Origin of the sequence: Aminobacter sp. LjRoot7, assembly GCF_964252895.1 — a bacterium.
GTDB classification, from domain to species: domain Bacteria; phylum Pseudomonadota; class Alphaproteobacteria; order Rhizobiales; family Rhizobiaceae; genus Aminobacter; species Aminobacter aminovorans_B.
Window position 1 is genome coordinate 454,318 of the sequence record NZ_CAXUPX020000002.1, and the last position, 26,155, is coordinate 480,472.

Consider the following 26,155-nt stretch of genomic DNA (forward strand, 5'->3'; position numbering starts at 1 on the left):
CCAACAAAAGGTGCCAGCGAGATCTGCCTGGGCGATACCAAGATCTGCCTGCCTGAATGACACCTGCGCGAGCGAGCTCAGCGGCCGTTCACCAGGTCGCCATTGATGTCGTAGCTGCCGGACAGCCGCATCTTGTAGACCTGATAGTTTTCCATCACGCGCTGGACGTAGCTGCGCGTCTCCGCATAGGGGATGCGCTCGATCCAGTCGACGACGGTGTCGACGTCCTTGCCGCGCGGATCGCCGTAACGCGCGATCCATTGGTTGGCGCGGCGTGGGCCGGCATTGTAACCGGCGAAGGTCAGCACGTAGGAGCCGTTGAAGCGGCCGAGCTGCTCGCCGAGGAAGCTTGCGCCCAAGGTGGCGTTGTAGCCGGCATCCGAGGTGAGGCGCTCCTGCGAAAAGGCCATGCCGGCCTTTTTCGCCAGATCCCTGGCTGTGCCGGGCATGAGCTGCAGCAGGCCGCGTGCGCCGGCGCTAGAGACGGCCGAGACCTTGAACTCGCTTTCCTGGCGCGCGATGGCGTAGGCCAGCGCCTTGCCGGAGCCCGAAATGTTGGCCGAGCCGGGGATCACCCCGATCGGATGCGACAGCGCGCCGACGTCGAGGCCGCGCTGGGCGGCGATCTTGCCGACGCGCAGTGCCAGGTAATGGTTGTTCTGCTTTTCGGCCATGACGGCGAGAAGCGCGAGTTCGCCCGGGCTGTTCAATTGCGAGGCGAGGTCGCGGTAAAGCATCTCGGCATAAGCCGCATAGCCTGCGCCCTCGAGCCGGGTGATCGCGCTGACGGCCTCGCGCTGGGCAAAGGCCTGGCGGTCGGCCGAAGTCGGCGCGGGATAAACGACGTTGAGTGCCTTGCGGCCGATTCGTTCGGCAGCAAGCTGGCCGTAGAAGCTCGTGCCATAGGTGGCGGCACGGGCGAAATAGTCCTTGGCGTTGCCAGGTCCGCCGGCTTCGGCGGTGCGGCCGAGCCAGTAATAGGCGCGCGACAGCGAGATCGGGCTGCCGGCGATCTTGGCGATGCGCTCGAAATGGCCCGATGCAAGCTTGGCGTCGTTGAGGCCGCGCAGTGCATACCAGCCGGCGTGGAACTCGGCGTCGGCTGCGTTTGTCGGGTTTTCGGCCGAATGTGCCGCAGCAATCCGGTAGGCGGTCTTGACGTCGCCCTCGTCGAGCAGTTCGCGCGACAGGACGCGGCGCTCGACCCACCAGGCGTCGGGATCGATCAGGCTGGCGCGGTCCTTCGGCGCCTTGAGCATGACGGCTGCCGCCTCGGTGAACTTCTCCTGCTTGCGCAAAAGCCGTGCCTTGGCAAAGACATAGCCGGCCGAGCGCTGGCCGGTGGGAACCGCATCGAGCAGTGCGGCCGCCTTCTTGTCGCCCTTGATGACGGCAGCCCAGGCGTCGGCGAGCGGCTTTGCCCCGGCCAGCTCGGCGACACGAGTGGCCGAATTGACCCGGTCGGCATAAAGCATCCGTTCCATGCGGATGCGATGGTCGGCGGCGGGGATCAGGGTGCCGAAATCGTTGAGGATCGCCACCTCGTATTTGGCGTCCAGCTTCTCGCTGCGCCAATAGGGCAGCAGCACGCTCAGTGCCGCCTTGGCGTTGCCGAGCTCTTTTTGGGCGCGGGCGAGAAGCAAAGCACCTTCGATCGTTTGCGGTTCGCTGCCAGCAAAGGCTGCAACCACGATGTTGGGACCTGGCGTTTCGCGCGCCATGGCGCGCTCGCTGTTGCGGCGAAGTGTGGCGAGGCCCGGCCAGCCGGGCAGGGCCTGTGCCGCAGCGGCGATATCGGCGCTCGGCACCTGGTCGCCGCCGTTGATGGCGATCGCCCACATCAGGATGTGGCGGTCGAGTGCTGTCGCGGGCAGGGCATCGCGCACGGCGCGCGCCTGCGCCAGATCGCCGCTCGACAGCGCGTCTAGCCCGCTCTTGAGCTGGTCGATGGTGCCGAACGCGGCGCGCGCTGCGTCGCCCTTGCCGATGCTGGCAAACGGGATGGCCGACGTTGCCTGCGGGTCGAGCGCAGAACTCCCGGCGGGGACAGGCGCCAGGGCAATGAAGGCGCTCAAAAGCGCAATATGATGCGGCCTGGCAGCCGGAATGATCTTGGTCATTCCCTATCCTTGCAGGTTACAATCAGGAGCGGTCGTTCGAGCCTAGGTTCATGTGGTGAAGAGCGGGTTAATGAAAGGTTAGCGCGGTCGTTCGATTCGGCCCGATATAGGGTGCTGTCGCACTTGCCGCAAATTGGTGTCGAGACTATGGTGCGCGGCCCCGCTTTCGGCTAGAAAGCCGGCGACATCAAAAAGACCGCGAAACCGTAGGGTTCCTGGAGTTGGACGACATGCTGAGAGGCTCACTTACCGCGCTCGTGACACCATTCGAAAAGAATGGCCGTCTCGACGAGAAAGCCTTTCGCGAACTCGTCGAATGGCAGATCGCCGAAGGCACCACTGGCCTCGTGCCGGTCGGCACCACCGGCGAGTCGCCGACACTTTCCCATGACGAGCACCGCCATGTCGTGAAGACGTGCGTCGAGGTTGCGCGTGGCCGCGTGCCCGTTATCGCAGGTGCCGGTTCGAACAACACCGAAGAGGCCGTCGGCCTGGTGAAGTATGCCGAGAGTGTCGGTGCGGATGCCGTGCTCGTCGTCACGCCCTATTACAACAAGCCGACGCAGCGCGGCCTCTATGCGCATTTCGCCGCGGTTGCCCAGGCAACGACACTGCCTGTCATCATCTACAACATCCCCCCGCGCTCGATCATCGACATGACGCCGGAGACGATGGGCCGGCTGGCCCACGACTTTAAGAACATCGCCGGCGTCAAGGACGCGACCGGCAAGGTCGAGCGCGTCTCCGAGCAGCGCATCACCTGCGGCACCGATTTCATCCAGCTGTCGGGCGAGGACGCCTCGGCACTCGGCTTCAACGCCCATGGCGGCGTCGGCGCCATTTCGGTGACCTCGAACGTGGCGCCGCGTCTCTGCGCCGAGTTCCAGAACGCCAGCCTGTCGGGCGACAACGCCAAGGCGCTCGAACTGCAGGACCGCCTGATGCCGTTGCACAAGGCGATCTTCATCGAGCCGGGCGCATCGGGCGCGAAATACGCGCTGTCGCGCCTCGGCCGGATCGAGAACGTGCTGCGCTCGCCGCTGGTGACGATCGAGCAGTCGACCGCCGAGAAGATCGACGCGGCGATGAAGTTTGCCGGCCTCATCAACTGAGTGCCCAAGGGTTGCGGAATTGCCACTTCGCAGCCATGTAAGCGCTCTAGGAATTGTGCCTCCCTCGAGGCTCGCCCACCGGGCTCGCACCTTGCGATTCGGGACATCAGCGACCGCAGCTGAGATCGGACGCGCTTTAGGCGCAAGATTTCGGATGTGCGGCGCTGCCCGTTGAGGTGCAGCCGTGCCGGCGAGCTGCAGGGGACGCACCAAACATGTAGCGACGTCATGAGCCAGGGCAAGAAATCCGACCCCAACAACAAGATCGCCGCGGAAAACCGCAAGGCGCGCTTCAACTATGAGGTTCTCGACACGCTCGAGGCCGGCATTGTGCTGAGCGGCACTGAGGTCAAGGCGCTGCGCCTGGGGCAGGCCAACATCCAGGATTCCTATGCCTCGTTCGAGGGCGGGGAGCTGTGGCTGATCAACTCCTATGTGCCGGAATACCTGCAAGCCAACCGCTTCAACCACGAGACCCGCCGCCGCCGCAAGCTTCTGGTCAGCAAACGCGAAATGGCCAAGCTCGCCCAGAACATCGAGCGCGAAGGCATGACGCTGATCCCGCTCAAGATCTATTTCAACGATCGCGGCATGGCCAAGATGCTGCTCGCCGTCAGCCGCGGCAAGAAGCTGCACGACAAGCGCGAGACTGAAAAGCAGCGCGACTGGAATCGCGAGAAGGGCCGGCTGCTGAAAGAGCGGGGCTAGGGAGCTCGCACTTCTCCGCTCGCGGGGAGTCTTGACACGCAGATGTCAAGAGTTACTGTCATATATGCAGGGTGAGCGATTCGCGCCCGCAAACGGCCCGCCTCTAGGCGGGTTTTTTATACCCAAAGGCTACCGCTTGATAAAATTCATAGCGGATTGGCTTTCGTGGGACGCAGCCTCCTTCTTCCTCGCCCTTGCCGTGTGGCGGTGGCAGCCGACCTGCTGCTGCCGTCGCTGCCGCCGGGCGCGTCGTTCGAAGCGCTGACCCTGATCTCAGTAACTGGATATCGATTCAGTGCTCGGGCGGAGCTATGGTCGCCCTTCGCTTCATCAGGGCGCGATTGCCGCTCGCCAGTCGCCTGCCAAGGGCTCTTCCCAGGAAAAGTGTACTCCTACTCGCCCAGCCGGTGTTGGCGCCAAGTTTCTTCACTGCCACGCTCGCTTTCGCGCCTGGCCATTGTCAAAGAACGCTCCCGTGTTGGGAGAAAGGTTCGGGAAGCGGGGCGCGAGGCCGTGCCTTCCGATAGCAAGTTAGTGGCGCGAACTCGCGCCCCACTCGGTGTCTGTCCCGAAGTCGGCCGGTCACAGCGCCGCTCCATGTATATTCCATGGACAATCGCCGCGGCTTCTCCGCATTTCCCTGCCGCGCTTGCCTCATTCGCGAGGCCTGCACCGGAAAACGCCGACCTGTCGTCGGGCCCTCGGAGCCACGGCTACCGTAGCAGTGGCGGGAGGTCACCGCCGCCCTCCCTGATACCCGGTGCGCACCAGGTCCCGTAAGGGCGATGGGGGATTGTATGGGAGGTGGCGAGGGGGGGGAGAAACGGGGGCGGCTATCCACGGGGGTTGGTGACAGAGTTCCTGACAGGTTGCGGAGGGGAGGCTGTTCCCTATGAAGCAAACCTTTGGCGTCGTGATCCTTCGCACCCCCCTCTGGCCTGCCGGCCATCTCCCCCACAAGGAGGGAGATTAGTCTCGTCGCCGGCGGCGCTCGTCCTGCGAAGTTGCATGGAAAAGCCCGGCAGTGTTGGCGACGTTGGTGATTGGCTGCGGGGCAGATGACGGCCTGATCTCCCCCCTTGTGGGGGAGATGCCCGGCAGGGCAGAAGGGGGTGGGAAGGATCGCTTCCGGCGAAAAAGCTGGGCCCAAGCTCCCGAGAAAAAAGCACCGGTCCGTGGAAATCTTGTCCCGCACTCCTGCTGGCAATGGCAGTCCGAGGCGGCCGCCATCGTGAGAAGACTCCGGTTAACCAACGCTTCGAATCGGCGCCCACGCCCCGTCGAAATACGTCATTTGCCGTATGCCAAAATCAGCGTTTTGCCGTCATTTCTCTACGCAGACCACGAGTGGCGCGGCGTGGTTCGGCACCGGGGGCGGTGCCTGAGCGCCTTGAGGCCGGGTATCCGGTGAAAGGAGCACATTGATGAAGACAATCATGATCGCAGCGGCGATGTCGCTGATGCTGGCGCCGTCGGCTTATGCCGCTGCGCCGGTTGCGGCAGGCACCGCCTCGAAGGCAACTGTCGCCAGCCAGGCTACAAAGGACGGAGCCATTCTGCTGGCCGCCGGACGCAACAGGGACGGGGCGATCGGATTGCCGCGCAACAACGGTCTCGTTCCGGGCAAGACCTTCGGTCTCGGCTGAGACTGTCGCTCGCGGTCCAAGCCTAGGCAGGTTTACCGCGTGCGACCCATCTACCGGCTGGCGCCGCAGCCAGCCGTTCCATTTGCTAGTGCCCCTTGCCCGGTTGTCGCCCACAGCACAACCGGGCTTTTTTGTGCAGGCGGCTCGCCGGGGCAGGCAAGTTTTTCCCGCAAACGATCGGGTAACCAACTCGCGCAATCCAAGCTTGGCGGACGTCGAAATACGCCATTTGTCGTATGCCCAAAGCAGCGGCTTGCTTCCATTTCTCTGTGCAGACCGCGTTTTGGCGCAGGCGTGGTCCGGCACCAAACGGTGGTGCCATCTGCGTCACGCGACGGCCGGATGGCCAATGAAGGAGGCGAACCAATGAAGACGATCATGATAGCGGCAATGGCAGGGTTGATGCTGTCGCCGGCGGCATTTGCCGCAGCACCGATGGCGGCAAAGACAGTGTCCAAGCCTGCGCTGAGCAGCCAGACGACACAGGGTGGGGCGATCCTGCTGGTCAAGGGTAACGACAAACCCACCAAGGGTGGTGCCCCAAGTAGCAAAGGCCCGGGAAAGAGTTCGTTCTTTGATCCCCGCTGAGATTTGGGCGGGGTTCTAATCCAGATTGAGCATGATCCTTGCCGAGGCCGGTTTCGATCGGCCGCAGGCGGAATTGACGTTCGGGATGGTGCTCCGCGACCTCACGGCTGACGCGTCGCCGCGAAAAGCCAGCCGTTCCAATTGCTAGTGCCCCTTGCCCGGTTGTCGCCCACAGCACAACCGGGCTTTTTTGTGCGAAGCGGAAAGGCGACTAGCCGGGCTATGTAGCCCGTCTATTTCTGCAGGAAGTCGGCTACGTCACGGAAAACGTTGACGAACATCTCTTCCGTCAGCACACCCGTATTGGTGTTGTAGCGCGAGCAGTGGTAGCTCGAAAACACCGCGATGTTGCCGACATCGCAACGCGCGCCATGCTTGAACGGTACCGCGGCGACGCGCGCGCCGAGCGCCCGCACCGTCGACTGGTGGCCGATCGAGCCAAGCGTCAGGATGGCTTTCAGGTTGGGAAAGCGTGCGATGGTTGGCACGAGGAATGAGCGGCAGGTGTTGATCTCGGCGCCCACCGGCTTGTTGTCGGGCGGCACGCAGCGCACTGCATTGGTGATCGCCGTGCCGATCAGCTCGAGGCTGTCGTCGGGGCGAGCCTCGAACTCGCCGCGCGCCATGCCGAAGCGCTTGAGCGTCGAATAGAGCAACTCGCCGGCATAGTCGCCGGTGAAGGGGCGGCCGGTGCGGTTGGCCCCGCGCACGCCCGGCGCCAGCCCGACGATCAGGAAACGCACCGCCTCTTCGCCTTCGGGAGGAAGGAAGGAGCGGACGGGTGCGTTGTACCAGCCCGGCTCGCGGGCGCGCCAGCTGGCGATGAAATCGTGCAGGCGCGGGCAGAGCGGGCAGTCCCGGTCGGGATCGACCGTCTGGGCGGGCTGGAGACTGAGCATCAAATGTCGTCGGCTGGAGGTTCGACCGGGTCGGGCTTGCGCGCCGGCCGCTCGGACGGTTCGCGGCCGATTTCGGACTTCAGCGTCATCAGGTCGATGAAATGGTCGGCCTGGCGGCGCAGGTCGTCCGAGATCATCGGCGGCTGCGAGGCCATCGTCGAGATGACCGAGACCTTGCGGCCACGGCGCTGCAGCGCTTCGACCAGCGTGCGGAAATCGCCGTCGCCGGAGAAGATGACGTAGTGGTCGACGACATCGGCGAGTTCCAGGGCATCGACTGTCAGCTCGATGTCCATGTTGCCCTTGATCTTGCGCCGGCCGGTGGCGTCGGTGAACTCCTTGGCCGGCTTGGTGACGACCTTGAAGCCGTTATAGTCGAGCCAGTCGATCAGCGGGCGGATCGAGGAGTATTCCTGGTCCTCGACGAGTGCGGTGTAATAATAGGCGCGCAACAGATAGCCGCGCTTCTGGAAGCTGGAAAGCAGTTTGCGATAGTCGATGTCGAAGCCGAGGGAGCGGGAGGTTGCGTAGAGATTAGCTCCGTCGATAAAAAGTGCGATTTTCTCGCGAGGATCAAACATAGGAAAATTTCCTTGTTGAAATAGGCTTGCGCCAAATACGCTGAACCGAGCGCTCGTTCCCCCAAATCAATGACTTGCCCCAATGCGGCAAATATCGCTCACGGTGGTTCATTCCAAGGGGGCACGGTCGCGGAGCGGTAAATTAATTGTGGGTGGATGACTGTCCGGATTCCGACGCGTCAGTGGCAAAGCCGGCTTGATGCTTGAATTGCGCGGCCGTTCAGGTTATGGCACGCGTCAGCTTTCCGTCAAATCCATGCATGAAAGGGGCACTTCATGGCCCGCGTAACCGTTGAAGACTGCATTGACAAGGTCGACAACCGCTTTGAGCTGGTGCTCCTCGCCGGCCACCGCGCCCGCCAGATCTCCCAGGGCGCGCAGATCACCCTGCCGCGCGACAACGATAAGAACCCCGTCGTGGCGCTGCGCGAAATCGCCGACGAGATGCTGTCGCCCGACGATCTCAAGGAAGACCTGATCCACTCGCTGCAGAAGCACGTCGAAGTCGACGAGCCGGAGCCCGAGGCTCCCGAGCCGGCCGACCAGACCACTGCTTCGGCAATCGACGCCGACGAAGCCGAAGAGAACATCAACTTCGACCGCATGTCGGAAGAAGACCTGCTCGCCGGCATCGAGAGCCTGGTCGCGCCCGAAAAGAGCGACGACTACTAAGAGTTTGACGCTAACTCTACCCTGCCGGGCATCTGCCTTGGCAGGGTGAGGGCTCAAAAAGGTCTCGCGTAGCGCCAAAACGCGCGCCTTGCGGCCATCAGGCACTTCCGCGCCGCCACATCTGTGTTTATCTATGACATGCGTCGCAAGCCCTTGCGGCGCATGATTCATTTCGAGTTCCGGGAAGCCGCCCATGATGCGTCAGTATGAGCTTGTCGAGCGCGTCCAGCGCTACAAGCCTGACGTCAACGAGGCGCTGCTCAACAAGGCCTATGTCTATGCCATGCAGAAGCATGGCCATCAGCGCCGCGCCTCGGGCGACCCCTATTTTTCGCATCCGCTCGAAGTGGCGGCGATCCTCACCGACATGCATCTCGACGAGGCGACGATCGCGGTCGCCCTGCTGCATGACACCATCGAGGACACCAGCGCGACGCGCGCCGAGATCGACGAGCTGTTCGGTCCCGACATCGGCAGGCTTGTCGAGGGCCTGACGAAGCTCAAGAAGCTCGACCTCGTCTCCAAGAAGGCCGAGCAGGCGGAGAATCTGCGCAAGCTTTTGCTGGCGATCTCCGAGGACGTGCGTGTGCTCTTGGTCAAGCTCGCCGACCGGCTGCACAACATGCGCACGCTGCACCATGTGCCCGAGAGCAAGCGCCTTCGCATCGCCGAGGAGACGATGGACATCTATGCGCCGCTCGCGGGGCGCATGGGCATGCAGGGAATGCGCGAGGAGCTCGAAGAGCTCGCCTTTCGCTACATCAATCCCGAGGCCTACCGCACCGTCACCGAGCGGCTGTCGGAGATGTCGGAGCGCTCCAAGGGCGTGCTCGCCGACATCGAGAAGGCGCTGTCGGCGCAGTTCGAGAAATACGATATCAAGGCGACGGTGAAGAGCCGGCAGAAGAAGCCGTGGTCGGTGTTCCGCAAGATGGAAACCAAGGCGCTGTCGTTCGAGCAGCTGTCCGACATCTTCGGCTTCCGCGTCGTCGTCGATTCCGTCGAGGACTGCTACCGCGCGCTCGGCTCGATCCACACGACATGGTCGATGGTGCCGGGGCGGTTCAAGGATTACATCTCAACGCCGAAGCAGAACGACTACCGCTCGATCCACACCACCATCGTCGGGCCGTCGCGCCAGCGTATCGAGCTGCAGATCCGCACCCGCGAGATGAACAAGATCGCGGAATACGGCGTCGCCGCGCACTCGATCTACAAGGACAATGCCGGCAAGGCGACCAACGGCGCTGGTCACACCATCTCGAAGGAAACCAACGCCTATGGCTGGCTGCGGCGCACCATCGAGCAGCTCGCCGACGGCGACAATCCCGAGGATTTCCTCGAAAACACCAAGCTCGAGCTGTTCCAGGACCAGGTCTTCTGCTTCACGCCCAAGGGTATGCTGATCGCGCTGCCGCGTGGTGCTACCCCGATCGACTTTGCCTATGCGGTGCACACCGACGTCGGCGACACCTGCGTCGGCGCCAAGGTCAACGGCCGGGTGATGCCGCTGATGACCGAGCTCAAGAACGGCGACGAGGTCGAGATCATCCGCTCCAAGGCACAGGTGCCGCCGGCGGCGTGGGAATCGATCGTTGTCACCGGCAAGGCGCGCTCGGCGATCCGGCGGGCGACCAAGAACGCCATCCGCAAGCAATATTCCGGGCTCGGCGCCCGCATCCTCGAACGCGCCTTCGAGCGCGCCGGCAAGAAGTTCTCCAAGGACAGCCTGAAGCCGGTGCTGCACCGGCTGGCGCGCAAGGACATCGAGGACGTGCTGGCGTCCGTCGGCCGCGGCGAGCTGTCGTCCAACGACGTCGTGCGCGCCGTGTTCCCCGACTACAAGGAAGAGCGCGCCACCCATCCAGCCAAGCCGCGCGAGGAGGGCTGGTCGAAGATCCGCAACGCTGCCGGCATGCTGTTCCAGATCCCCGGCCGTTCGACCGCGCCGACGCGCAAGGAGCAGAAGGCACAAGGCACTGCCGTGCCGATCCGCGGTGTCAGTGGCGACCTGCCGGTGCGTTTTGCGCCTGAGGGTGCCGTGCCTGGCGACCGCATCGTCGGCATCATGCAGCCGGGCTCGGGCATCACCATCTATCCGATCCAGTCGCCGTCGCTGATGGCCTTCGACGACCAACCGGAGCGCTGGATCGACGTGCGCTGGGATCTCGACGAGGGCTCCAAGGAGCGCTTTCCGGCAAGGCTTTCGGTGACCGCAATCAATGCGCCGGGCTCGCTCGCCGACATCGCCCAGGTGGTGGCCGCCAACGACGCCAACATCCACACGCTGTCGATGATCCGCACAGCACCCGACTTCACCGAAATGCTGCTCGATCTCGAGGTCTGGGATCTGAAGCACCTGAACCGGCTGATCTCCCAGCTCAAGGACAACTCCAGCGTCAGCGATGCCCGCCGCGTCAACGGCTAGGGGCAGGGCGCTGGACTGACGACAGGAAAGACGATGATGCAGACAAGCGAAGTTTTGGACATTTTCCGCTCGGCCGGTGCGGTGCTCGAAGGCCATTTCATCCTGACTTCGGGCCTGCGCAGCCCGGTGTTCCTGCAGAAGGCACGCGTCTTCATGCATGCCGACAAGACCGAAGCGCTGTGCAAGGCGCTGGCCGACAAGATCCGCGCCGAGGTCAAGGGCGACATCGACTATGTCGTCGGACCGGCGATCGGTGGCCTGATCCCGGCCTATGAGACCTCCAGGCATCTCAAGGTGCCGGCGATCTGGGTCGAGCGCGAGCAGGGCACCTTCCGCCTGCGCCGCTTCGAGATCGAAAAGGGCGCACGCGTCGTCATCGTCGAGGACATCGTGACCACAGGCCTGTCGATCCGCGAGACCATCGCCTGCCTGAACGAACTCGGCGCCGAAGTGGTGGCGGCCGCCTGCATCATCGACCGCTCGGCCGGCAAGACCGATGTCGGCGTGCCGCTGATAGCACTCGCCGAGTATGAAGTGCCGGCCTATCCGGCCGACCAGCTGCCGCCGGAACTGGCGGCGATCCCGGCAATCAAGCCGGGCAGCCGGAATATCTAGCAATGGCGTCGCGCCGAGGCACCCCCCTCTGGCCTGCCGGCCATCTCCCTCGCAAGGGGGGAGATCGGCAGCTCAGGCCTCGTGCCCCGAGGGGGAAAAAATGATCCTCGGCATCGGCAGCGACCTCGTCGACATCAGGCGGATCGAGAAATCGATCGTCCGCCATGGCGAGCGCTTCATCCAGCGCATCTTCACCGATGTCGAGCAGGCGCGTGCCGAGGGGCGTCGCGGGCGGATCGCTTCTTATGCCAAGCGTTTCGCCGCCAAGGAGGCCTGCTCCAAGGCGCTCGGCAGCGGCATCGCCGAAGGCGTGTTCTGGCGCGACATGGGCGTGGTCAACCTGCCGGGCGGGCGTCCGACGATGGAGCTGTCAGGCGGAGCGGCAAAAAGGCTGGCAACGCTGCTGCCTGAAGGGCATCGCGCGGTGGTGCACCTGACGATCACGGACGATTTTCCGCTCGCGCAAGCCTTTGTGATCATCGAGGCCGTGCCGGTCGAACAACCGCCACTATCTTAGGGTTTTGGCGGCGGCTGAGACATTGCCCCGGCGACGGCGAGCCCTTATACCCATCGCGACCTACAATCGAGGACGACATGAGCGTGGCTGAAAAACAGAAGAAGTCTGGCGGGCTCGGCGAGACCGTGAGCGTCATCGTTCAGGCGCTGCTGCTTGCCCTGGTGATCCGGACGCTGCTGTTCCAGCCGTTCTCGATCCCGTCGGGCTCGATGCGCCCGACCCTGCTCGAGGGCGACTATCTGTTCGTCACCAAGTGGGCTTATGGCTATTCGCGTTATTCGCTGCCGCTGTCGCCCAACCTGTTTTCGGGCCGCATCTTCGGCTCGGACCCCGAGCGCGGCGACGTCGTCGTCTTCAAGTTCCCGCCCAATCCGTCGCTCGACTACATCAAGCGCGTCGTCGGCCTGCCCGGCGATCGCATCCAGATGCAGAATGGCCAGCTCTACATCAACGGCACCGCCGTGCCGCGCGAGAAGGTCGGCCAGATCGACAACCCCGATATCACCGAGGTCAACCGCCCGGTCGACGTCTATCGCGAGACCCTGCCGAATGGCGTGTCCTACGACACGCTCGACCTGACGCCTGACTCGATCGGCGACAACACGCGTGAATTCGTCGTGCCCGAAGGCCACTTCTTCATGATGGGCGACAATCGCGACAACTCGACCGACAGCCGCTTCAATGTCGGCTTCGTGCCGGGTGAGAACCTCGTCGGCCGCGCCAACATCATCTTCTTCTCGATCGCCAGCGGCGCAAGCCCGCTCGAGATCTGGAAGTGGCCGACCGAGATGCGCGCCTCGCGCCTGTTCAACTTCGTCCGATAGGCATGGCAGGCAAACGGCTCACCGCCACGGAACTCGCCGACGCGCTGCAACTCCGCACCGGCCATAACTTCCGCGACCATCAGCGCCTGCAACGGGCGCTGACGCACGGCAGCGCGCGCAGCGCCAACGCCGGCGTCGACTACGAGCGTTTCGAGTTCCTGGGCGACCGGGTGCTGGGCCTCGCGGTTGCCGACATGCTGCTGTCGGATTTTCCGAGCGCGCCCGAAGGCGAGCTGTCGGTCCGTCTCAACGCGCTGGTCAACGCCGAGGCGCTGGCCCAGATCGCCGATGAGATCGGACTAGCCGACCTGATCCGCGCCGGCTCGGAAGTGCGCAATCTGGCCGAACGCAAGCGCGTCAACCTGCGCGCCGATGCGCTGGAATCGCTGATCGCCGTCATCTATCTCGACGGCGGGCTGGACGCGGCCAAGCGCTTCATCCACAAATTCTGGAAGCCGCGCGCCGAAGCCGCAGGTGCTGCCCGCCGCGACCCCAAGACCGAACTGCAGGAATGGGCGCACCAGGCGTCGACTTCAGTGCCTGCCTACCAGATCGAAAGCCGCACCGGCCCTGATCACGACCCCGTCTTTTCGGTGATCGTGCGGGTCGGACAATTTTTGCCCGCCACCGGCACCGGCCGCTCCAAGCGCGAGGCCGAGCAGAACGCCGCCGCAGCCCTGCTGGTGCGCGAAGGCGTATGGAAGAATGAGGAGACCGCATCGTGACCGATGCCCCTGAAACCACAATGCCTGCGACGGGTGGTACCCGTTCGGGCTTCGTCGCGCTGATCGGCGCGCCGAATGCCGGCAAGTCGACGCTGGTCAACCAGCTCGTCGGCGCCAAAGTGTCGATCGTCACCCACAAGGTGCAGACGACGCGGGCCATCGTGCGCGGCATCGCCACCCACGACAACGCCCAGATCGTCTTCATCGACACACCCGGCATCTTCAAGCCGCGGCGGCGCCTCGACACGGCGATGGTGACCACTGCCTGGGGCGGCGCCAAGGACGCCGACCTGATCCTGGTGCTGATCGACGCCGAACGCGGCATCAAGGGCGACGCCGCCGCCATCCTCGAACGGCTCAAGGACGTGCGCCAGCCCAAGGTGCTGATCCTCAACAAGGTCGACCGGGTCGATCCTGAAAAGCTGCTGAAGCTGACGGCGACGGCAAACGAGAGCGTCGACTTCGAGCGCACCTTCATGGTTTCGGCGCTGACCGGCTCCGGCTGCAAGGATTTGCTCGACTTCCTCGCCAAGCGGCTGCCCGAAGGCCCGTGGTATTATCCCGAAGACCAGATCTCCGACCTGCCGATGCGTCAGTTGGCGGCCGAGATCACCCGCGAAAAGCTCTATCTCAGGCTGCATCAGGAGCTGCCTTACTCCTCGCATGTCGAAACCGAGAAGTGGGAAGAAAAGCCCGATGGCTCGGTGCGCATCGAGCAGGTCATCTATGTCGAGCGCGACAGCCAGAAGAAGATAGTGCTCGGCCACAAGGGCGAGACCATCCGCGCAATCGGCCAGGCCTCGCGCATGGAAATTGGCGGCATCCTCGAGCAGAAGGTGCACCTGTTCCTGTTCGTCAAGGTGCGCGAGAACTGGGGCGACGACCCCGAGCGTTATCGTGAGATGGGACTGGATTTCCCGCGCTAAAGGCACTGCGGCGTCCTGCTCTGACCAAGTAGCTCTCAGCCGAGCCGATCACCGCGCGCATAACGGCCCGGTGACTGCCCGACATGGCGGCTGAAGGCGGTGCTGAAGGTGCTGGCGGAGCCGTAGCCGACCTGGCGGGCGACTTCGTCGAGCGCGATGTCCTTGCCGCCGAGCAGCTTTCTGGCGAGCGCCATGCGCCAGGCGAGCAGATATTCCATCGGTCTGAGCCCGACGGTGCGGGTGAAGCGGTCGAAGAAGGCCGAGCGCGACAGGCCGGCCTCGCCGGCGAGTTCGGCCACCGTCCACGGCCGCTGCGGATCCCCATGCATCTGCCTGATCGCCGCTGAAATCCTGGCATCCGAAAGTCCGCTGAGGAAGCCGGGTGGCGAACCCTTGGTGCGGTTCGCCCTCAGAGCCTCGATCAGCAGGATTTCGACAAGGCGGCCGAGCACGAGATCGCGGCCGGCATCTTGCCGGCTTGCTTCCTCGCCGACGAGCCGCACCAGCGTCGAAAGCCGTTCGACACCGCTGATATGGACCATGGCGGGCAGCAGCGACACCAAGAGTGCCGCGTCGGGCGAGCCGAAGACGAAATAGCCGCCGAGCAAGCGGACATCGGCCGGGCCGTCCTGCCGGCCGTGGCGAACCTCCTCCGTCGGCGCCGGTGTCGTCTTGGGATCGATGCGTTTGGGCGTCACCGGCTCGAAACCGGACATGGTGAAGGCAGGGGTGGCGGGCAACAGCACGAAGTCGCCCCGCTCGAGCGTGACCGGTGCCTCGCCGTCGACGGCGAGGCGGCAGCTGCCTTCGAGCACGGCGCAGAAGCCGGGCTGGCCGAATTCGGAGTAGCGGACGCCCCATGCGCCCGCGCCGCTGATCCCCTTCGAGAAGACGGTGCGCGGCTGGAGCAGTTCGATGACCTGGGCGAGGGGGTCTGCCATTTCAGGACTATTGCCAATGAATTACGAACTTCGGATTGATGATAGTCCGGATTTTGAACAGTATTTTCACGGCGTCAACATCAATCAGGAAAACCGCCATGAAAACCGTACTGATCACCGGCTGCTCGTCAGGCTATGGCCTCGAGACCGCCCGCCAGTTCCATTCCAGGGGCTGGAACGTCGTTGCCACCATGCGCACGCCGCGCGAGGACATCCTGCCGCGCTCGGAGCGGATGCGGGTGATTGCGCTCGACGTGACCGACGATGCGAGCATTGCGGCTGCGCTCGACGCCAGCGGTCCGATCGACGTGCTCGTCAACAATGCCGGCATCGGCCTTGTCGGTGCATTCGAAGCGATGCCGATGGTCCATGTGCGCAAGCTGTTCGAGACCAACACCTTCGGCGTGATGGCGATGACCCAAGCGGTGATTCCGCAGTTTCGCGCGCGGCGGTCTGGCGTCGTCGTCAACGTCACGTCAAGTGTCGCGCTGGCGCCGATGCCGCTGGCCGCCGCCTATACCGCAAGCAAGATGGCGATCGAGGGCTTTACTGGCTCGCTAGCCCATGAGCTCGGCGCCTTCGATGTCAGGGTCAAGCTGGTTGAACCCGGCTATGCGCCGAGCACGCGGTTTGCCCACAACACCGAACTGCGCGTCGAGGATCTCATCCCAGAGGCTTATGCCGCCTTCGCCGGGCCGATCTTCGCCGGCTTCGCGACGCCGGCGCTGGTGACGAAAGAGACCGACGTCGCCGAAGCCGTGTGGCTGGCCGCAAACGATGCATCCGCACAGCTGCGCTTTCCGGCCGGGCCGGATGCGGTGGCCCTGGCGCGCGCTAGCTGAGCTAGGGCCGCGTCAGGTCGTAGCGCAGAACGTGATTGGGGTAGGACTGGTCATCGATCTGGAAGCTGGTTTCGCCAGCCTTGGAAAAACCCTTCCTCAGATAGAACTCCGTGGCGCGCTGGTTTTCGGCATTGACCGCGAGCCAGACGTCGGGCCGGCCGGTGTCGGCGCAGACGCGCAGTGCCGACTGAAGCAGCCTGCCGCCGGCGCCCGAGCCCTGGTGGCGGGGCTGGACGTAGAGCTTGGCGATTTCGAGATCGGAACAACCGGGCACAGGGGCGGGGGCATCCAGGGTGATGTGGACGAAGCCGTCCAGGCCGACCTTGTTTTCAGACACCAAGATGAAGTTGTCCTTCTTCGACAAGGCTTCCTCGAAGCGGCTCGTCGTGAAGTGCTCCAGCGCATAGTTGGCGAAAAAGGCGTTCACGCCGTCGCGGATGTAGGTGTTGAGCCAAACCTCGATGCCGATTGCAGCCAGGCTGGAGGCATCTTCAAACCTGGCAGTTCTGATCATCGACATCTCGCTTGTTGCTTTCGCCGGCTCAATGGCATGGCGATGCCGGCTGGAACAAGTCCGTTGTCGTTGTCAAACGACTAGCGTCGGCGTGCGGACCTAACCCGCGCAGCCGGCGGTTTCGGCGGACGGCTGGCAGTTGTGGTCGTTGCCGACTTCAGCAGTTTGCGGAAGCTCGGGCACTCCATGTGCGAGGGCGCGGGGCAGTCGGCGACGTGGCGGATGACGTCGCGCAGCATCCTGAGCTCGACGATCTGCCGCTCCAGCTCCTTGGCCCTCGCATGCAGCTGGTCGCGCGGAATGTCGGGGCGGTCGTCGCGGCCGAACATGCCCGATATCTCGGGCAGTGAGAAGCCGGCCGCCTTGCCCATGGCGATAAGCGACAGTTTCATCAGCACGTCGTGGTCGAACTGCCTCCTAAGGCCGTGCCGCGCAACCGAGCGGATCAGGCCGATCTCCTCGTAATAGCGCAGCGTCGACGGCGGCACGCCCGAGCGTTCGACGACCTCGCCGATATCCAGAAAATGCATGCTTGACCTCAAGTTGGCTTGAATTCGTACGCTGTGCCGAACAGTCGAATTCAGCAAGAGGAAAAATCATGCAAGTCATTCAACAAACACTGGAAAGGCCGGTCTGGCTGGATGGGCGGGCCGTGGCATTGCTGCTGGCCGCGTCGCTGACCACTATGGCCAACGCGACGATCAGTCCGGCGCTGCCCGGGCTCGAGCGGCTGTTTGCGGCCGACCCGAACGCGGCGATGTTGACCCGGCTCCTGGTGCCGGCGCCGTCGCTCAGCGTCGCCTTGTTCGCGCCCTTCGCCGGGCTCGCGGCGGACCGGTTCGGACGCCGCCTGCTGCTGATTTGGGGCGTGATCCTGTTTGCTGTCGCCGGATGCGCCGGGTTCGTCCTGCCCGATCTTCCAAGCATCTTCTTGAGCCGCCTCGTCCTCGGCGTCGCTGTCGCGCTCATCATGACGGCGCAGACCGCCCTTGTCGGCGACTATTTCACCGGCGACCGACGCAGCGCGATGACCGGGCTGCAGATCTCGGCGCGGAATTTCGGCGGCCTTGTCTTCATCTCGCTCGCCGGATGGGCCGCGGCGATGTCGCCGCGCTGGCCATTCGCCATCTACGGGCTCGCAATTGTCTTCCTGCCCCTGATGTGGATGATCATCGTCGATCCGCCCCGGCGCCCGCAGGCATCTGGCGCCAAGGCAGCGGAAGATGCGGCTGGGCATCCGTCCTGGGTGCTGCTGCTGGCGCTGCTGGTGCTGCTGCAAGCGGTGACCAACATGATCTTCTTCGTCATGCCGACGCAGATGTCGTTCTTTCTCGAGGCCAAGGGTTATGACGCCGCCATGATGACCGGCGCGATCCTCGGTACGGTGATGCTCGCCGGCGGCAGCTTCGCGCTCATCTATCCCAAGGTGCAGCGCGCCACGGGTTATGCCGGCATCTTCCTGCTCGGTTATGCCGCGATGGCGCTCGGCTTCCTGCTGCTGCTCCTGGCCGAAACGACGCCGACACTGTTTGCGGCGGCGGCTTCGATCGGTGCTGGTTATGCGCTGGTTTCGCCGAGCTTCGTTGCGCTGACGTTGAACCTTGCGCCGTTGCGGCGCAGAGGCGTCAGCGGCGGGGTGCTGACGGCGTCGATCTTCATCGGCCAATTCATTTCGCCGCTGCTGGTCACACCGATGATAGCAAGGCATGGCTACGGAGCGCTGTTCGGCGGCACGGCGCTGCTTCTGGCGGCGATGGCGATCGCTGCTGGTGTCGCGGGCGGTGCTGCGAGGGCCCGCAGGCGATCCGGCGAAGGCTGAGATTATCCTTGATCATGCAGGCGGCGGGCGGCGGTGCCGCCGCCGCCGCCTGCATCATCGCGTGTTTCTGGCGACCATGGCGAGGATGGTCTGGAACAGTTCGTCCTTGGCGTCGGTAGGCGTGATGTCTCCGCTTGCGGCGGCGAAGGACAGCGCTTCCGCCGCGCCCAGCATCGCCAGAAGGCCCGACGAGGCGACGGTGCCGGCCGGCGCGAAGGGGGCGAGTAGGGTCCGGCACTTCTCCATGAAGATTGCCTCGTAGTCGCGCTTGACCTTGGCCAGCTCGGGCGAGCCGGCAAGGGCCGAGATCACGCCCGGGATTTCGCGGCCCTGTTCGAGCACGCAGTCGACGTAAGACGAGGCGATGACCATCGCCCGGCTCGGCAGGGTCGGCTCGCTCGCCTGGAAGGCCGCGTCCATCAACGCAGTCTGGTGCGTGTCGAACTCCTGGTACAGCGCTGCGAGCAAGGCGGGCCGGGTGGCGAAATGATCGTAGACCACCGGCTTTGCCACCTTCGCCTGCTCAGCAAGTCGGGGCAGCGTCAGCGCTTCGGTGCCTTCCTCGCGGATGACTTGCCAGGCGACATCGATGAGCTGCCGGCGCCGGTCCTCCCGCGACAGGCGGCGGCGTGGCTGCGGTTCAGGTACTTCAGCGCTTGACGTCATAATGTACCAAAAGTATATACTCTAAGTAGGTTACAAAAAGTATATAAGCTGTGACCGTCGCCCGCAACCACGAAACAGGAATTTCGACATGCACGCGCTTATCGTCGTCGCCCATCCCGATCCGAAGTCGCTCAGCCACGGCATCGCAGCGCAAATCGCCGAGGGAGTAATGCTCGCCGGCCACACCTTCGAGATCGCCGACATTGCAGCGGAGGGCTTCGACCCTCGCTACACCGCAACCGATCTCGCCGTTCACCGCAGGGAGGTGGCACCCGCTGCCGACGTTGCTGCCGAGCAGGCGCGGATCGACGGCGCCGACACGCTCGTGCTGGTCTATCCCGTCTACTGGTGGTCGATGCCGGCGTTGCTCAAGGGGTGGATCGACCGCGTCTTCGCCAATGGCTGGGCTTATGACGAAGGTGCCGGCATCGAGCCGGTGAAGCGCCTGCGCCATCTCAAGATGCATCTCGTCGCCATTGGCGGCGCGACCACCCGGACCTATGCCCGGCACGGCTATTTCGGCGCAATGAAGACGCAGATCGACCACGGCATCTTCGACTATGTCGGAGCACCCGTCGCCACCTCGGAGCTTATGCTCGACACGGAAACACAGGGGCCGGCCGAGCATCTGGAGGCGGCACGTGCCATCGGCCGCGGCCTGTTTGAAGCCCGGCACAGCCAGGACGAAGCGGCGTGAAAGCGTAGCGCTACAGCACCAGCAGGCCGAGGCCGCGCAACAGGTCGGTAGCCTGGCTTTTTGAGATCGCAGCACCCTTGAGGATCGCCGCCTCGTTGAGCTTCAACGGGCCGAGGTCACAGCCACGAAGGTCGGCACCCTCGAAGCGGCAGGAGCGCAGGCTGGCGCCGCGCAGGCTGCAGCCGTCGAAGATGGCCTCGCGGAAATCGCAGCCGGTGAGTTCGGCGTCGCTGAAATCGAGATGGTTCAGCGTCTTGCGCCGGAACGAGATCGCCGGAAGCAAGGCGCTGACCAGCCGGCATTCCTGGAAGTCCGCGCCGATGAAGGTGCAATGGGCGAAGTTCGCGCCCGTCAGCTTGCTCTGGCTGAACTTCGCGCCGTTGAGCCGCGAGCGCGTCCAGTCGGTGTTGGAGAGGTCGCAATTGTGAAATTTGATATCGACGCCGTCTATCGATGCAAGTTTGGCGCCCGCCATGCGGCAGCTGACCCAGCTTGTGTCGGTCAGCGTTGCCGCCGACAGGTCGGCGCCTGTTAGGTTGCAGTCGGCGAACTCGCAGGCGCTGAGGTCGAGCCGCGCCAGATCGCTTCCGGCCAGTTGCAGGCCGGTGAAGGAGCGCTGTCCCTGGGCGAACAGATCGGCGAGGGATGTGGCGTGCTGGTCGGCTGGCATGGGTTTCCGAGAGCGTTTTCGTCGGTCGGGGCCGGTCAGCTTCTCTGCAGGGCGACGTGGACGCCAAGGCCGATGAGTACCGCCCCACCGGCGCGCTGCATCAGCCGTTGGGCGCGGCGCGAACGCTTGATCCTGCCGATCATTGCGCCCGCCAGCATGACGCCGACGATGTCGGCGATGGTGAACATCGCATTGACCACGGTGCCCAGGATGAAGAACTGCAGCCAGACCGGGAATGCAGCCGAAGCGTCGATGAACTGCGGCAGGAAGGCCATGAAGAAGATCGCCGTCTTGGGGTTGAGCACCTCGATGGCGATGCTCTCGACGAAGGCACGGCGGGCGGATTTCGGCTCGATGACAGGCAGGTCGCCGTCGCCCTGTGTCTTGGCGCGGAACATCGCGATGCCGAGCCAGACGAGATAGGCGGCACCGGCAAGCTTGACGATCATGTAGGCCAGCGGCACGGCGTGGAACAGCACCGACAGGCCGGCGGCGGCGGCGATGACATGGACATAGCCGCCAAGATGGATGCCGAGTGCTGCCATCAGTCCCGACCAGCGCCCGCGCGCCAGCGTCTGGGCGGCGGCGTAAAGCATGGCCGGGCCCGGCATGAAGGCGAAGATCGCTGTGGTGGCGACAAAGGCGATCAACAGTTCGGCTGATGGCATGGCAGGCTCCCGTCGCGCCCAAATCGCGCGACCCATGCCGGCAAATTCGCACAGGGCGCGACCGTTCGGTAGGCGAAACCCGCCGGCCAGCTCGGCCTATATTTGGTCCAGCGATCACGAAGCGCTGTTATGCCGCACATTTGCCCGTATTTGCTGGCTACGGCTTGCTTCACGAAGTCGTGAGAATCGCGAGGATACACTTTCCGCGCTCACGCTCGTTCAGACGAGACCGAGTATTCAGCATGTCCTATTTTTCGCAGACGATCGTAGATTTTTGGCGGGCGCAGTTTCTCAACGGCGACATTCTCCATAGCGACGACAATTTTACTGTCACCGCCGACCCTGATCTCGACGAGAACTGCCGGGTCATGGTGCTGGAGACCATCGATGGTAGGGCCATGGCGGTGCTGACGCCCGAGCTGGCGGTCAAGGCTGGCCTGCGCAAGCGGCAGGGCCTGTCCATCGCCGGCTTTCGCCAGGCCCTTGATGAGGCGGGCGTGATGCTGCATGGCGCCGACCGCGTCTATCATTTCACCGAGGCCGAGAAGAAGCGGCTGGCACTGGATGAGCCGGTCGCCGGGCCGAGGCGTCTGAGCGCCGAGGATGGAGCACTGTTTGCGGGCTTCCAGGCGCAGGCGTCGGAGCAGGACCTTGATGGTGCCTTTGTCGAGCTCGACCACTGGTTGGTGTTTGGTTCCTTCGAGCAGGACCGCCTTGTCTGCGCCGGCAGCATGTATCCCTGGATGGATGGACGCGTCGCCGATCTCGGCGTGCTGACTCTCGAGCCGTTCCGGGGCAAGGGCCACGCCCGCAAGGTGGTGCGCTCGATCAGCCGGCACGCCTGGGATCTGGGATATGAGCCGCAATACCGGTGCCAGCTCGACAATGCGGCGTCGATCCTGCTCGCCGGCAAGGCGGGTCTCGAACTGTTCGGCACCTGGGAGGTGGTTTCGCCCGATTCAGCGGTCTGAGGCGCGCAGCCGCCCCGGGGGCGCTCAGGCGGCGAGCACCTGCTGGATGACTGAGACCAGCGTGTCGCGCGCCTCGCGTCTGGTGGCGAAGCCGGCGACGGCGATGCCCCGGGCCGGCGCGTAATGGACCGCGGTGCCCCAGAAGCCGAGATGTGAATAGAGTTCAGCACCGCCGACGGTGTCGACAGCGATGCCGAGCCGATAGGTGGTGGCACCCTCATGCCTGCCTTGGGCGAGCATTTCGCGCAGCGTGTTGGGGCTGTCGAAGACCCGGCCTTCGAACAGCGCGGCAAAGAAGGTGGCGAGGTCACGAACGGACATCACCAGCCCGCCGCCGCCATAGAGATCCATCGAGGCGCTGATGCCGGTGGCATCGACATCGCCGAAGAACTGGCGCGCCCGCGGCTGGGTGTGCGGCGGCTGGGGCTCCGCTATCTCCCACCAGGTCGAGGTCAGGCCGAGCCGGTCGAACTGCATCTCGCGCCGGACGGCTGCTGCAAGCGTCGTGCCCGAAATTCGCTCGAGGATGTCGCCGAGCAGGATGTAGCCGGTGTCGGAATAGCTGAAGCGCGTGCCCGGCTCGCTGAGCGGCGCCGAGAATTTGGCCCCCATGCGGACCTGCTCCTCGCGTGTCCACAAGCGCTGCGGCTCGCGAATGACGGTGGCAAAGAATTCGGGGTCGTTGGTGTGGTCGACCAGCCCGCCGCTGTGGTCGAGCAGATGGCGAACGGTGATCCTGTCTGTGCGGTAGCCGGCAGCGGTGAGCAGCTCGTTGAACAACGGGTCGATCTGCTGTGCGATCGGGCCGTCGAGGTCGATCAGCCCGCGCTCCCAAAGGCGCAGAACCGTGGCGGCCACGAAGGTTTTGGTGTTGCTGGCGACCCTGAGCGGCGTGTCGACCGACATCGGCCTGCCGGCTTGCTCGTCGGCTATGCCGGCGGCAGTAGCCCAGGGTCGCTCCAGGCCCTTGCCCGTGGCCTAGAGCGCCAGCGGAATCTGCTGCTCACGGACAAGTTCGACAAGCTCTTCCCGGTTCATTCCATTCCCCACGCTGCAGTGCGCCCGCGTCACGATTCGCTGGCGTCACTCTGGTGCGGCGGGAACGGCGAGGGATAGCGCCAGTTTGCGCAACAGTCTGGCCAGCTTGGGACGGCGTGCATTGCCCCAAGGAGCAGACGCGGGGATGGCAGGGATGGAGCTGCTCGAAAAGCCTTGCGGCGGCAGCGGACATTTCGCAGAAACACTGCCGGATACCAGTGCCAACCAATGTAGGAACCGACCGATGGCCAGCTACCAGTCATTGCTGAGCGCCGACCCGCCACCGGCCTTTGCCTACATCGAGCCGCCGTTCGAGTTCAACTCGCAGAATGTCTCGAAATATCCGCCTGAAGTGACCGGGTCGCTGGTGCTGAATTCGATCAGCCGCCGGCTCGGCTGGCATTCGCTCGCCGGCATGCGGTTGCTTGATCTCGGCTGCGGCGTGCGATTGGCCCGCGCGATCGTGAACCTGCAGATGCCGATCGGCCTTTATGCGGGCGTCGACGTCAATGCCGCCTCGATCGCCTGGCTGAAGGAGAATGTTCAAGATGCCCGGCTCCGCTTCGAGCATCTCGACATGCACAACGCACTGTACAATCCGGCCGGCGCGCATCCGGCCGACGACGAGCTCAGCCGGCGCGGGCTCACTGGTTTCGACGCAGCCTGCATGCTCTCGGTCGTTACGCATCAGGACCCTGACGACACGCGCAAGCTGCTGCGCATGCTCCACGCCTGTGTCCGGCCGGGCGGACAGCTCTATTTCACCGCCTTCCTGGACGAAGCGATCGAGGCCTATGTCGACAAGGAGGCGGGGCAGCCTCGTGCGTGGACCTCGTACAATCCGGACTTCCTGATCGGCCTCGTCGCGGAATGCGGGTGGGCGGTCAAAGCGATCTATGCGGGGTCGGTTTTGCACCAACCGGCGCTGGTCTGCGACCGGCTTTGATGCAGCTTGCGTTGGGCGACGCGCCTACCTGCCGGTAGCGCCGGCCCGGACGGGTGGCGTCACTCTGGCGATGGCGCGCTGCCGAGGGATAGCGCCAGTTTGCGCAACAGTCTGGCCAGTTGCGCCTGCTCGTCCCAGGTCAGGCTTTCCAGCATCAGCGTCTCGACCGCCATGTCGGCCTCGAAGGCCTCGCGGGCGCGGGTCAGGCCTTCCTCGGTCAGCTCGACCGGCAGGCTGCGGCCGTCGCCATCGGAGGCGACCTGCCTGATGAGGCCTGCCTTGACCAGCTTGACGATGCGGTTGGTGACGCCGCCCGACGAGATCATCATCGATTTGTAGAGCTCGGTCGGGCGCAGCCGGTAGGGCGGGCCCGAGCGCAGCAGCGTGAACACGACGTCCGCCTCGCCGGTGTCGAGCCCATAGGAGGCGAAGATCGCCTCGATCTTGGGCCGTGCTGCGAGCGTGATCCAGCGGGCGCGGCCCAGGATCGCCATGCCGCGCGTGTCGAGATGGGGCAGTTCCCTGGCCCACTGCGCCCGGCGCGCATCGATGCCGTCCTGCAGGCCGTCGCCGGCCAACTCCCCGTTATTTTCGCCGAGATGTCTTGACACTAAGATAGTTCCGTCATTTATCTTAATGCTAAGATATCTGGAGGTTGACCATGACGCAACAGGAAGTTCTTCGTCTGCCGGTGTCCTACGCCGCGCGCTCGCCCCTGATCCTGCTGGCCTTGTGCGGCCTGGTCTTCGCCACCCGCATCATGATCTCGAAGGCGGCACTGAATGCCGGCATGCAGCCGTTCCAGCTGGCACTGGTCGCCAATGTCGGCGCCGGCATGGTGCTGTTGCCGCTGCTCGCCGCCTCCGGGCAGGGCATTCCGCGCGAGCGCAGCCACATCGTGCTCTATCTGGTGCTCGGCATTATCAGCTTCACCGTGCCCACCGTGCTCGGCTACTACATCGTCGATCGGGTCGGGCCGGCCTACACCTCGACGGTCTATTCGCTGTCGCCGCTTCTGACGATGAGCTTTGCCGCCGGGCTCGGCATCGAGCGCATGTATCTCAGGCGCTTCGCCGGCATCCTGATCGGCCTCGCCGGCATGGCGGCACTGGTGCAGCAGCAACTGGCCGAGATCGACTTCTCTCAGACAATCTGGGTGCTGCTCGGCGTCATCATTCCGGCCTGTGCCGCCGCCGGCAACATCATCCGCACGGCTTACTGGCCGAAGGGTTCGTCGGCGCTCGCCTTTTCCTGCGGCATCCTGTTGAGCTCGAGCCTGATGGTGGCGCTGGTGGCGCCGTTCTTCGAGGCGCCGTCGAGCTGGGACTTTTTCGACCGCGACATCCTGTTCTGGATCGGCTGCATGGTCGCCACCTCGGCTACCTCCTACCTGCTCAATTTCCGCCTGCAGGAAATCGGCGGGCCGGTGTTCTTCATCCAACTCGGCTATTGGGGCACGGGCTTCGGCGTGGTGCTGGCGGCAATGCTGTTCAACGACGTGCTGACGACGCTGTCGGTCGTGGGCTTGATGGCGATCATCGCCGGCGGCGTGCTGGCCAACCGCAAGCGCGCCTGAACAATTCAATCTTCAACGAGGAAACATCATGTCCTTCCAGGCCTATCTCGACACCATCAAGATCAAGACCGGCAAGGGACCGGAGGAATTGGCCGCGCTCGCCGACGGCAAGGGCTTTTCCGACGCCGGCAAGCTGAAGCCAGGCGTGAAAGCTGGCCAGATCATCGAATGGCTGCGCGACGAGTTCGGCCTCGGCCATGGGCATTCGATGGCGGTTTATGCGCTGTTGAGCGGCAAGAAGAAGCCTGGCGATAAGTAGGGGCACGGGCCGGTTTTGCTGTCTTGAAACCGTGGACGGCTCCGCCATTTAATGTCTGGAGCGCAAGATCTCGAACGAGGAAGCGCCAGGCGGCAAGCCGGCCACATGCGCCGGTTCGCTCCGCCACACGCGTGCAGATTTCGGGTAGCGCCAGTTCTCAAAGCGTCTTCCTCGTCCATCAGACGAA

At 64.2% G+C, this 26,155-nt stretch carries 29 protein-coding genes; 18 read left to right on the top strand and 11 right to left on the bottom strand.

Going from position 1 to position 26,155, the window contains the following annotated elements:
* Window positions 1-77: 77 nt before the first annotated feature.
* Window positions 78-2,120, bottom strand: a complete 2,043-nt coding sequence (locus tag ACSQ3E_RS07855; RefSeq protein WP_436122249.1) for a lytic transglycosylase domain-containing protein — start codon at window positions 2,118-2,120, stop codon at window positions 78-80.
* A 230-nt stretch (window positions 2,121-2,350) separates the two neighbouring features.
* On the opposite strand from ACSQ3E_RS07855, the gene dapA reads away from it, so the two are divergent.
* The 4 genes from dapA to ACSQ3E_RS07875 all read left to right on the top strand — a co-directional run bounded on the left by dapA (window position 2,351) and on the right by ACSQ3E_RS07875 (window position 6,174).
* Window positions 2,351-3,232 carry a 4-hydroxy-tetrahydrodipicolinate synthase gene (dapA, locus tag ACSQ3E_RS07860; protein ID WP_436122250.1) on the top strand — a complete coding sequence of 294 codons (882 nt, stop codon included), beginning with the start codon at window positions 2,351-2,353 and terminating at the stop codon, window positions 3,230-3,232.
* A gap of 228 nt (window positions 3,233-3,460) precedes the next feature.
* Window positions 3,461-3,940 (top strand): SsrA-binding protein SmpB, encoded by a 480-nt coding sequence (smpB, locus tag ACSQ3E_RS07865; RefSeq protein WP_310323414.1) that lies wholly within the window; start codon window positions 3,461-3,463, stop codon window positions 3,938-3,940.
* Window positions 3,941-5,364: 1,424 nt separating this feature from the next.
* Complete coding sequence (locus tag ACSQ3E_RS07870; protein WP_310324455.1) at window positions 5,365-5,586, top strand: hypothetical protein; 222 nt, start codon at window positions 5,365-5,367, stop codon at window positions 5,584-5,586.
* Window positions 5,587-5,952: 366 nt separating this feature from the next.
* Window positions 5,953-6,174 carry a hypothetical protein gene (locus tag ACSQ3E_RS07875; protein WP_436122251.1) on the top strand — a complete coding sequence of 74 codons (222 nt, stop codon included), beginning with the start codon at window positions 5,953-5,955 and terminating at the stop codon, window positions 6,172-6,174.
* 233 nt (window positions 6,175-6,407) lie between these two features.
* Here the strand turns inward: ACSQ3E_RS07875 and ACSQ3E_RS07880 are convergent, their stop codons facing one another.
* Both ACSQ3E_RS07880 and ACSQ3E_RS07885 read right to left on the bottom strand, forming a co-directional pair.
* Window positions 6,408-7,073 carry a uracil-DNA glycosylase gene (locus tag ACSQ3E_RS07880; RefSeq protein ID WP_436122252.1) on the bottom strand — a complete coding sequence of 222 codons (666 nt, stop codon included), beginning with the start codon at window positions 7,071-7,073 and terminating at the stop codon, window positions 6,408-6,410.
* The gene (locus ACSQ3E_RS07885) at window positions 7,073-7,654 is read right to left on the bottom strand and encodes a LabA-like NYN domain-containing protein (protein ID WP_310324462.1); all 582 of its coding nucleotides are present in this window, start codon (window positions 7,652-7,654) and stop codon (window positions 7,073-7,075) included. Before ACSQ3E_RS07885 ends, ACSQ3E_RS07880 begins: the two co-directional genes overlap by 1 nt.
* A gap of 276 nt (window positions 7,655-7,930) precedes the next feature.
* On the opposite strand from ACSQ3E_RS07885, the gene rpoZ reads away from it, so the two are divergent.
* The 7 genes from rpoZ to era all read left to right on the top strand — a co-directional run bounded on the left by rpoZ (window position 7,931) and on the right by era (window position 14,361).
* The gene (gene rpoZ / locus ACSQ3E_RS07890; protein ID WP_310324464.1) at window positions 7,931-8,326 is read left to right on the top strand and encodes a DNA-directed RNA polymerase subunit omega; all 396 of its coding nucleotides are present in this window, start codon (window positions 7,931-7,933) and stop codon (window positions 8,324-8,326) included.
* Between the two features lie 193 nt (window positions 8,327-8,519).
* The gene (locus tag ACSQ3E_RS07895; protein WP_310324466.1) at window positions 8,520-10,754 is read left to right on the top strand and encodes a RelA/SpoT family protein; all 2,235 of its coding nucleotides are present in this window, start codon (window positions 8,520-8,522) and stop codon (window positions 10,752-10,754) included.
* Window positions 10,755-10,790: 36 nt separating this feature from the next.
* Complete coding sequence (pyrE, locus tag ACSQ3E_RS07900) at window positions 10,791-11,369, top strand: orotate phosphoribosyltransferase (RefSeq protein ID WP_310325191.1); 579 nt, start codon at window positions 10,791-10,793, stop codon at window positions 11,367-11,369.
* 100 nt (window positions 11,370-11,469) lie between these two features.
* The gene (gene acpS / locus ACSQ3E_RS07905; protein ID WP_436122253.1) at window positions 11,470-11,886 is read left to right on the top strand and encodes a holo-ACP synthase; all 417 of its coding nucleotides are present in this window, start codon (window positions 11,470-11,472) and stop codon (window positions 11,884-11,886) included.
* 77 nt (window positions 11,887-11,963) lie between these two features.
* Window positions 11,964-12,710, top strand: a complete 747-nt coding sequence (lepB, locus tag ACSQ3E_RS07910) for a signal peptidase I (RefSeq protein WP_310324472.1) — start codon at window positions 11,964-11,966, stop codon at window positions 12,708-12,710.
* A 2-nt stretch (window positions 12,711-12,712) separates the two neighbouring features.
* A complete protein-coding gene (gene rnc, locus ACSQ3E_RS07915; protein WP_310324475.1) occupies window positions 12,713-13,435 on the top strand; it encodes a ribonuclease III in 723 nt (240 codons plus the stop codon).
* Window positions 13,436-13,455: 20 nt separating this feature from the next.
* The gene (gene era, locus ACSQ3E_RS07920) at window positions 13,456-14,361 is read left to right on the top strand and encodes a GTPase Era (RefSeq protein ID WP_436122494.1); all 906 of its coding nucleotides are present in this window, start codon (window positions 13,456-13,458) and stop codon (window positions 14,359-14,361) included.
* 35 nt (window positions 14,362-14,396) lie between these two features.
* Here the strand turns inward: era and ACSQ3E_RS07925 are convergent, their stop codons facing one another.
* The gene (locus ACSQ3E_RS07925; RefSeq protein WP_436122254.1) at window positions 14,397-15,302 is read right to left on the bottom strand and encodes a cupin domain-containing protein; all 906 of its coding nucleotides are present in this window, start codon (window positions 15,300-15,302) and stop codon (window positions 14,397-14,399) included.
* A gap of 98 nt (window positions 15,303-15,400) precedes the next feature.
* On the opposite strand from ACSQ3E_RS07925, the gene ACSQ3E_RS07930 reads away from it, so the two are divergent.
* Window positions 15,401-16,144 carry an SDR family oxidoreductase gene (locus ACSQ3E_RS07930; RefSeq protein ID WP_436122255.1) on the top strand — a complete coding sequence of 248 codons (744 nt, stop codon included), beginning with the start codon at window positions 15,401-15,403 and terminating at the stop codon, window positions 16,142-16,144.
* A 1-nt stretch (window position 16,145) separates the two neighbouring features.
* On the opposite strand, the gene ACSQ3E_RS07935 is transcribed toward ACSQ3E_RS07930, so the two are convergent.
* Both ACSQ3E_RS07935 and ACSQ3E_RS07940 read right to left on the bottom strand, forming a co-directional pair.
* The gene (locus ACSQ3E_RS07935; RefSeq protein ID WP_436122256.1) at window positions 16,146-16,664 is read right to left on the bottom strand and encodes a GNAT family N-acetyltransferase; all 519 of its coding nucleotides are present in this window, start codon (window positions 16,662-16,664) and stop codon (window positions 16,146-16,148) included.
* Window positions 16,665-16,738: 74 nt separating this feature from the next.
* A complete protein-coding gene (locus ACSQ3E_RS07940) occupies window positions 16,739-17,188 on the bottom strand; it encodes a helix-turn-helix domain-containing protein (RefSeq protein WP_436122257.1) in 450 nt (149 codons plus the stop codon).
* Window positions 17,189-17,256: 68 nt separating this feature from the next.
* On the opposite strand from ACSQ3E_RS07940, the gene ACSQ3E_RS07945 reads away from it, so the two are divergent.
* The gene (locus tag ACSQ3E_RS07945; protein WP_436122258.1) at window positions 17,257-18,477 is read left to right on the top strand and encodes an MFS transporter; all 1,221 of its coding nucleotides are present in this window, start codon (window positions 17,257-17,259) and stop codon (window positions 18,475-18,477) included.
* 54 nt (window positions 18,478-18,531) lie between these two features.
* Here ACSQ3E_RS07945 and ACSQ3E_RS07950 read toward each other — a convergent pair whose 3' ends face one another.
* Complete coding sequence (locus ACSQ3E_RS07950; RefSeq protein ID WP_436122259.1) at window positions 18,532-19,143, bottom strand: TetR/AcrR family transcriptional regulator; 612 nt, start codon at window positions 19,141-19,143, stop codon at window positions 18,532-18,534.
* Between the two features lie 88 nt (window positions 19,144-19,231).
* Between ACSQ3E_RS07950 and ACSQ3E_RS07955 the strand changes: the two genes are divergently transcribed.
* On the top strand, window positions 19,232-19,840 hold the full coding sequence (locus ACSQ3E_RS07955) for an NAD(P)H-dependent oxidoreductase (RefSeq protein ID WP_436122260.1): 609 nt from the start codon (window positions 19,232-19,234) through the stop codon (window positions 19,838-19,840).
* A gap of 10 nt (window positions 19,841-19,850) precedes the next feature.
* Here ACSQ3E_RS07955 and ACSQ3E_RS07960 read toward each other — a convergent pair whose 3' ends face one another.
* Together ACSQ3E_RS07960 and ACSQ3E_RS07965 are read right to left on the bottom strand one after the other, a co-directional pair.
* Entirely contained in the window at window positions 19,851-20,510 is a 660-nt protein-coding gene (locus ACSQ3E_RS07960; protein WP_436122261.1) for a pentapeptide repeat-containing protein, read from the bottom strand.
* A gap of 35 nt (window positions 20,511-20,545) precedes the next feature.
* Window positions 20,546-21,178, bottom strand: coding sequence for a LysE family translocator (locus ACSQ3E_RS07965; protein WP_436122262.1), 633 nt, complete (start codon window positions 21,176-21,178; stop codon window positions 20,546-20,548).
* Window positions 21,179-21,420: 242 nt separating this feature from the next.
* On the opposite strand from ACSQ3E_RS07965, the gene ACSQ3E_RS07970 reads away from it, so the two are divergent.
* Window positions 21,421-22,149: a GNAT family N-acetyltransferase gene (locus ACSQ3E_RS07970; protein ID WP_436122263.1), complete on the top strand. Its 729-nt coding sequence runs from the start codon at window positions 21,421-21,423 to the stop codon at window positions 22,147-22,149.
* A gap of 24 nt (window positions 22,150-22,173) precedes the next feature.
* On the opposite strand, the gene ACSQ3E_RS07975 is transcribed toward ACSQ3E_RS07970, so the two are convergent.
* Window positions 22,174-23,112: a serine hydrolase domain-containing protein gene (locus ACSQ3E_RS07975; RefSeq protein WP_436122495.1), complete on the bottom strand. Its 939-nt coding sequence runs from the start codon at window positions 23,110-23,112 to the stop codon at window positions 22,174-22,176.
* A 229-nt stretch (window positions 23,113-23,341) separates the two neighbouring features.
* On the opposite strand from ACSQ3E_RS07975, the gene ACSQ3E_RS07980 reads away from it, so the two are divergent.
* Window positions 23,342-24,133 carry a class I SAM-dependent methyltransferase gene (locus ACSQ3E_RS07980; protein WP_436122264.1) on the top strand — a complete coding sequence of 264 codons (792 nt, stop codon included), beginning with the start codon at window positions 23,342-23,344 and terminating at the stop codon, window positions 24,131-24,133.
* A gap of 59 nt (window positions 24,134-24,192) precedes the next feature.
* On the opposite strand, the gene ACSQ3E_RS07985 is transcribed toward ACSQ3E_RS07980, so the two are convergent.
* Complete coding sequence (locus ACSQ3E_RS07985; protein WP_436122265.1) at window positions 24,193-24,744, bottom strand: MarR family transcriptional regulator; 552 nt, start codon at window positions 24,742-24,744, stop codon at window positions 24,193-24,195.
* A gap of 50 nt (window positions 24,745-24,794) precedes the next feature.
* Here ACSQ3E_RS07985 and ACSQ3E_RS07990 point away from each other — a divergent pair, with 50 nt between their 5' ends.
* Complete coding sequence (locus tag ACSQ3E_RS07990; protein WP_436122266.1) at window positions 24,795-25,709, top strand: DMT family transporter; 915 nt, start codon at window positions 24,795-24,797, stop codon at window positions 25,707-25,709.
* A 28-nt stretch (window positions 25,710-25,737) separates the two neighbouring features.
* The gene (locus tag ACSQ3E_RS07995; RefSeq protein WP_436122267.1) at window positions 25,738-25,968 is read left to right on the top strand and encodes a DUF4287 domain-containing protein; all 231 of its coding nucleotides are present in this window, start codon (window positions 25,738-25,740) and stop codon (window positions 25,966-25,968) included.
* Window positions 25,969-26,155 lie beyond the last annotated feature (187 nt).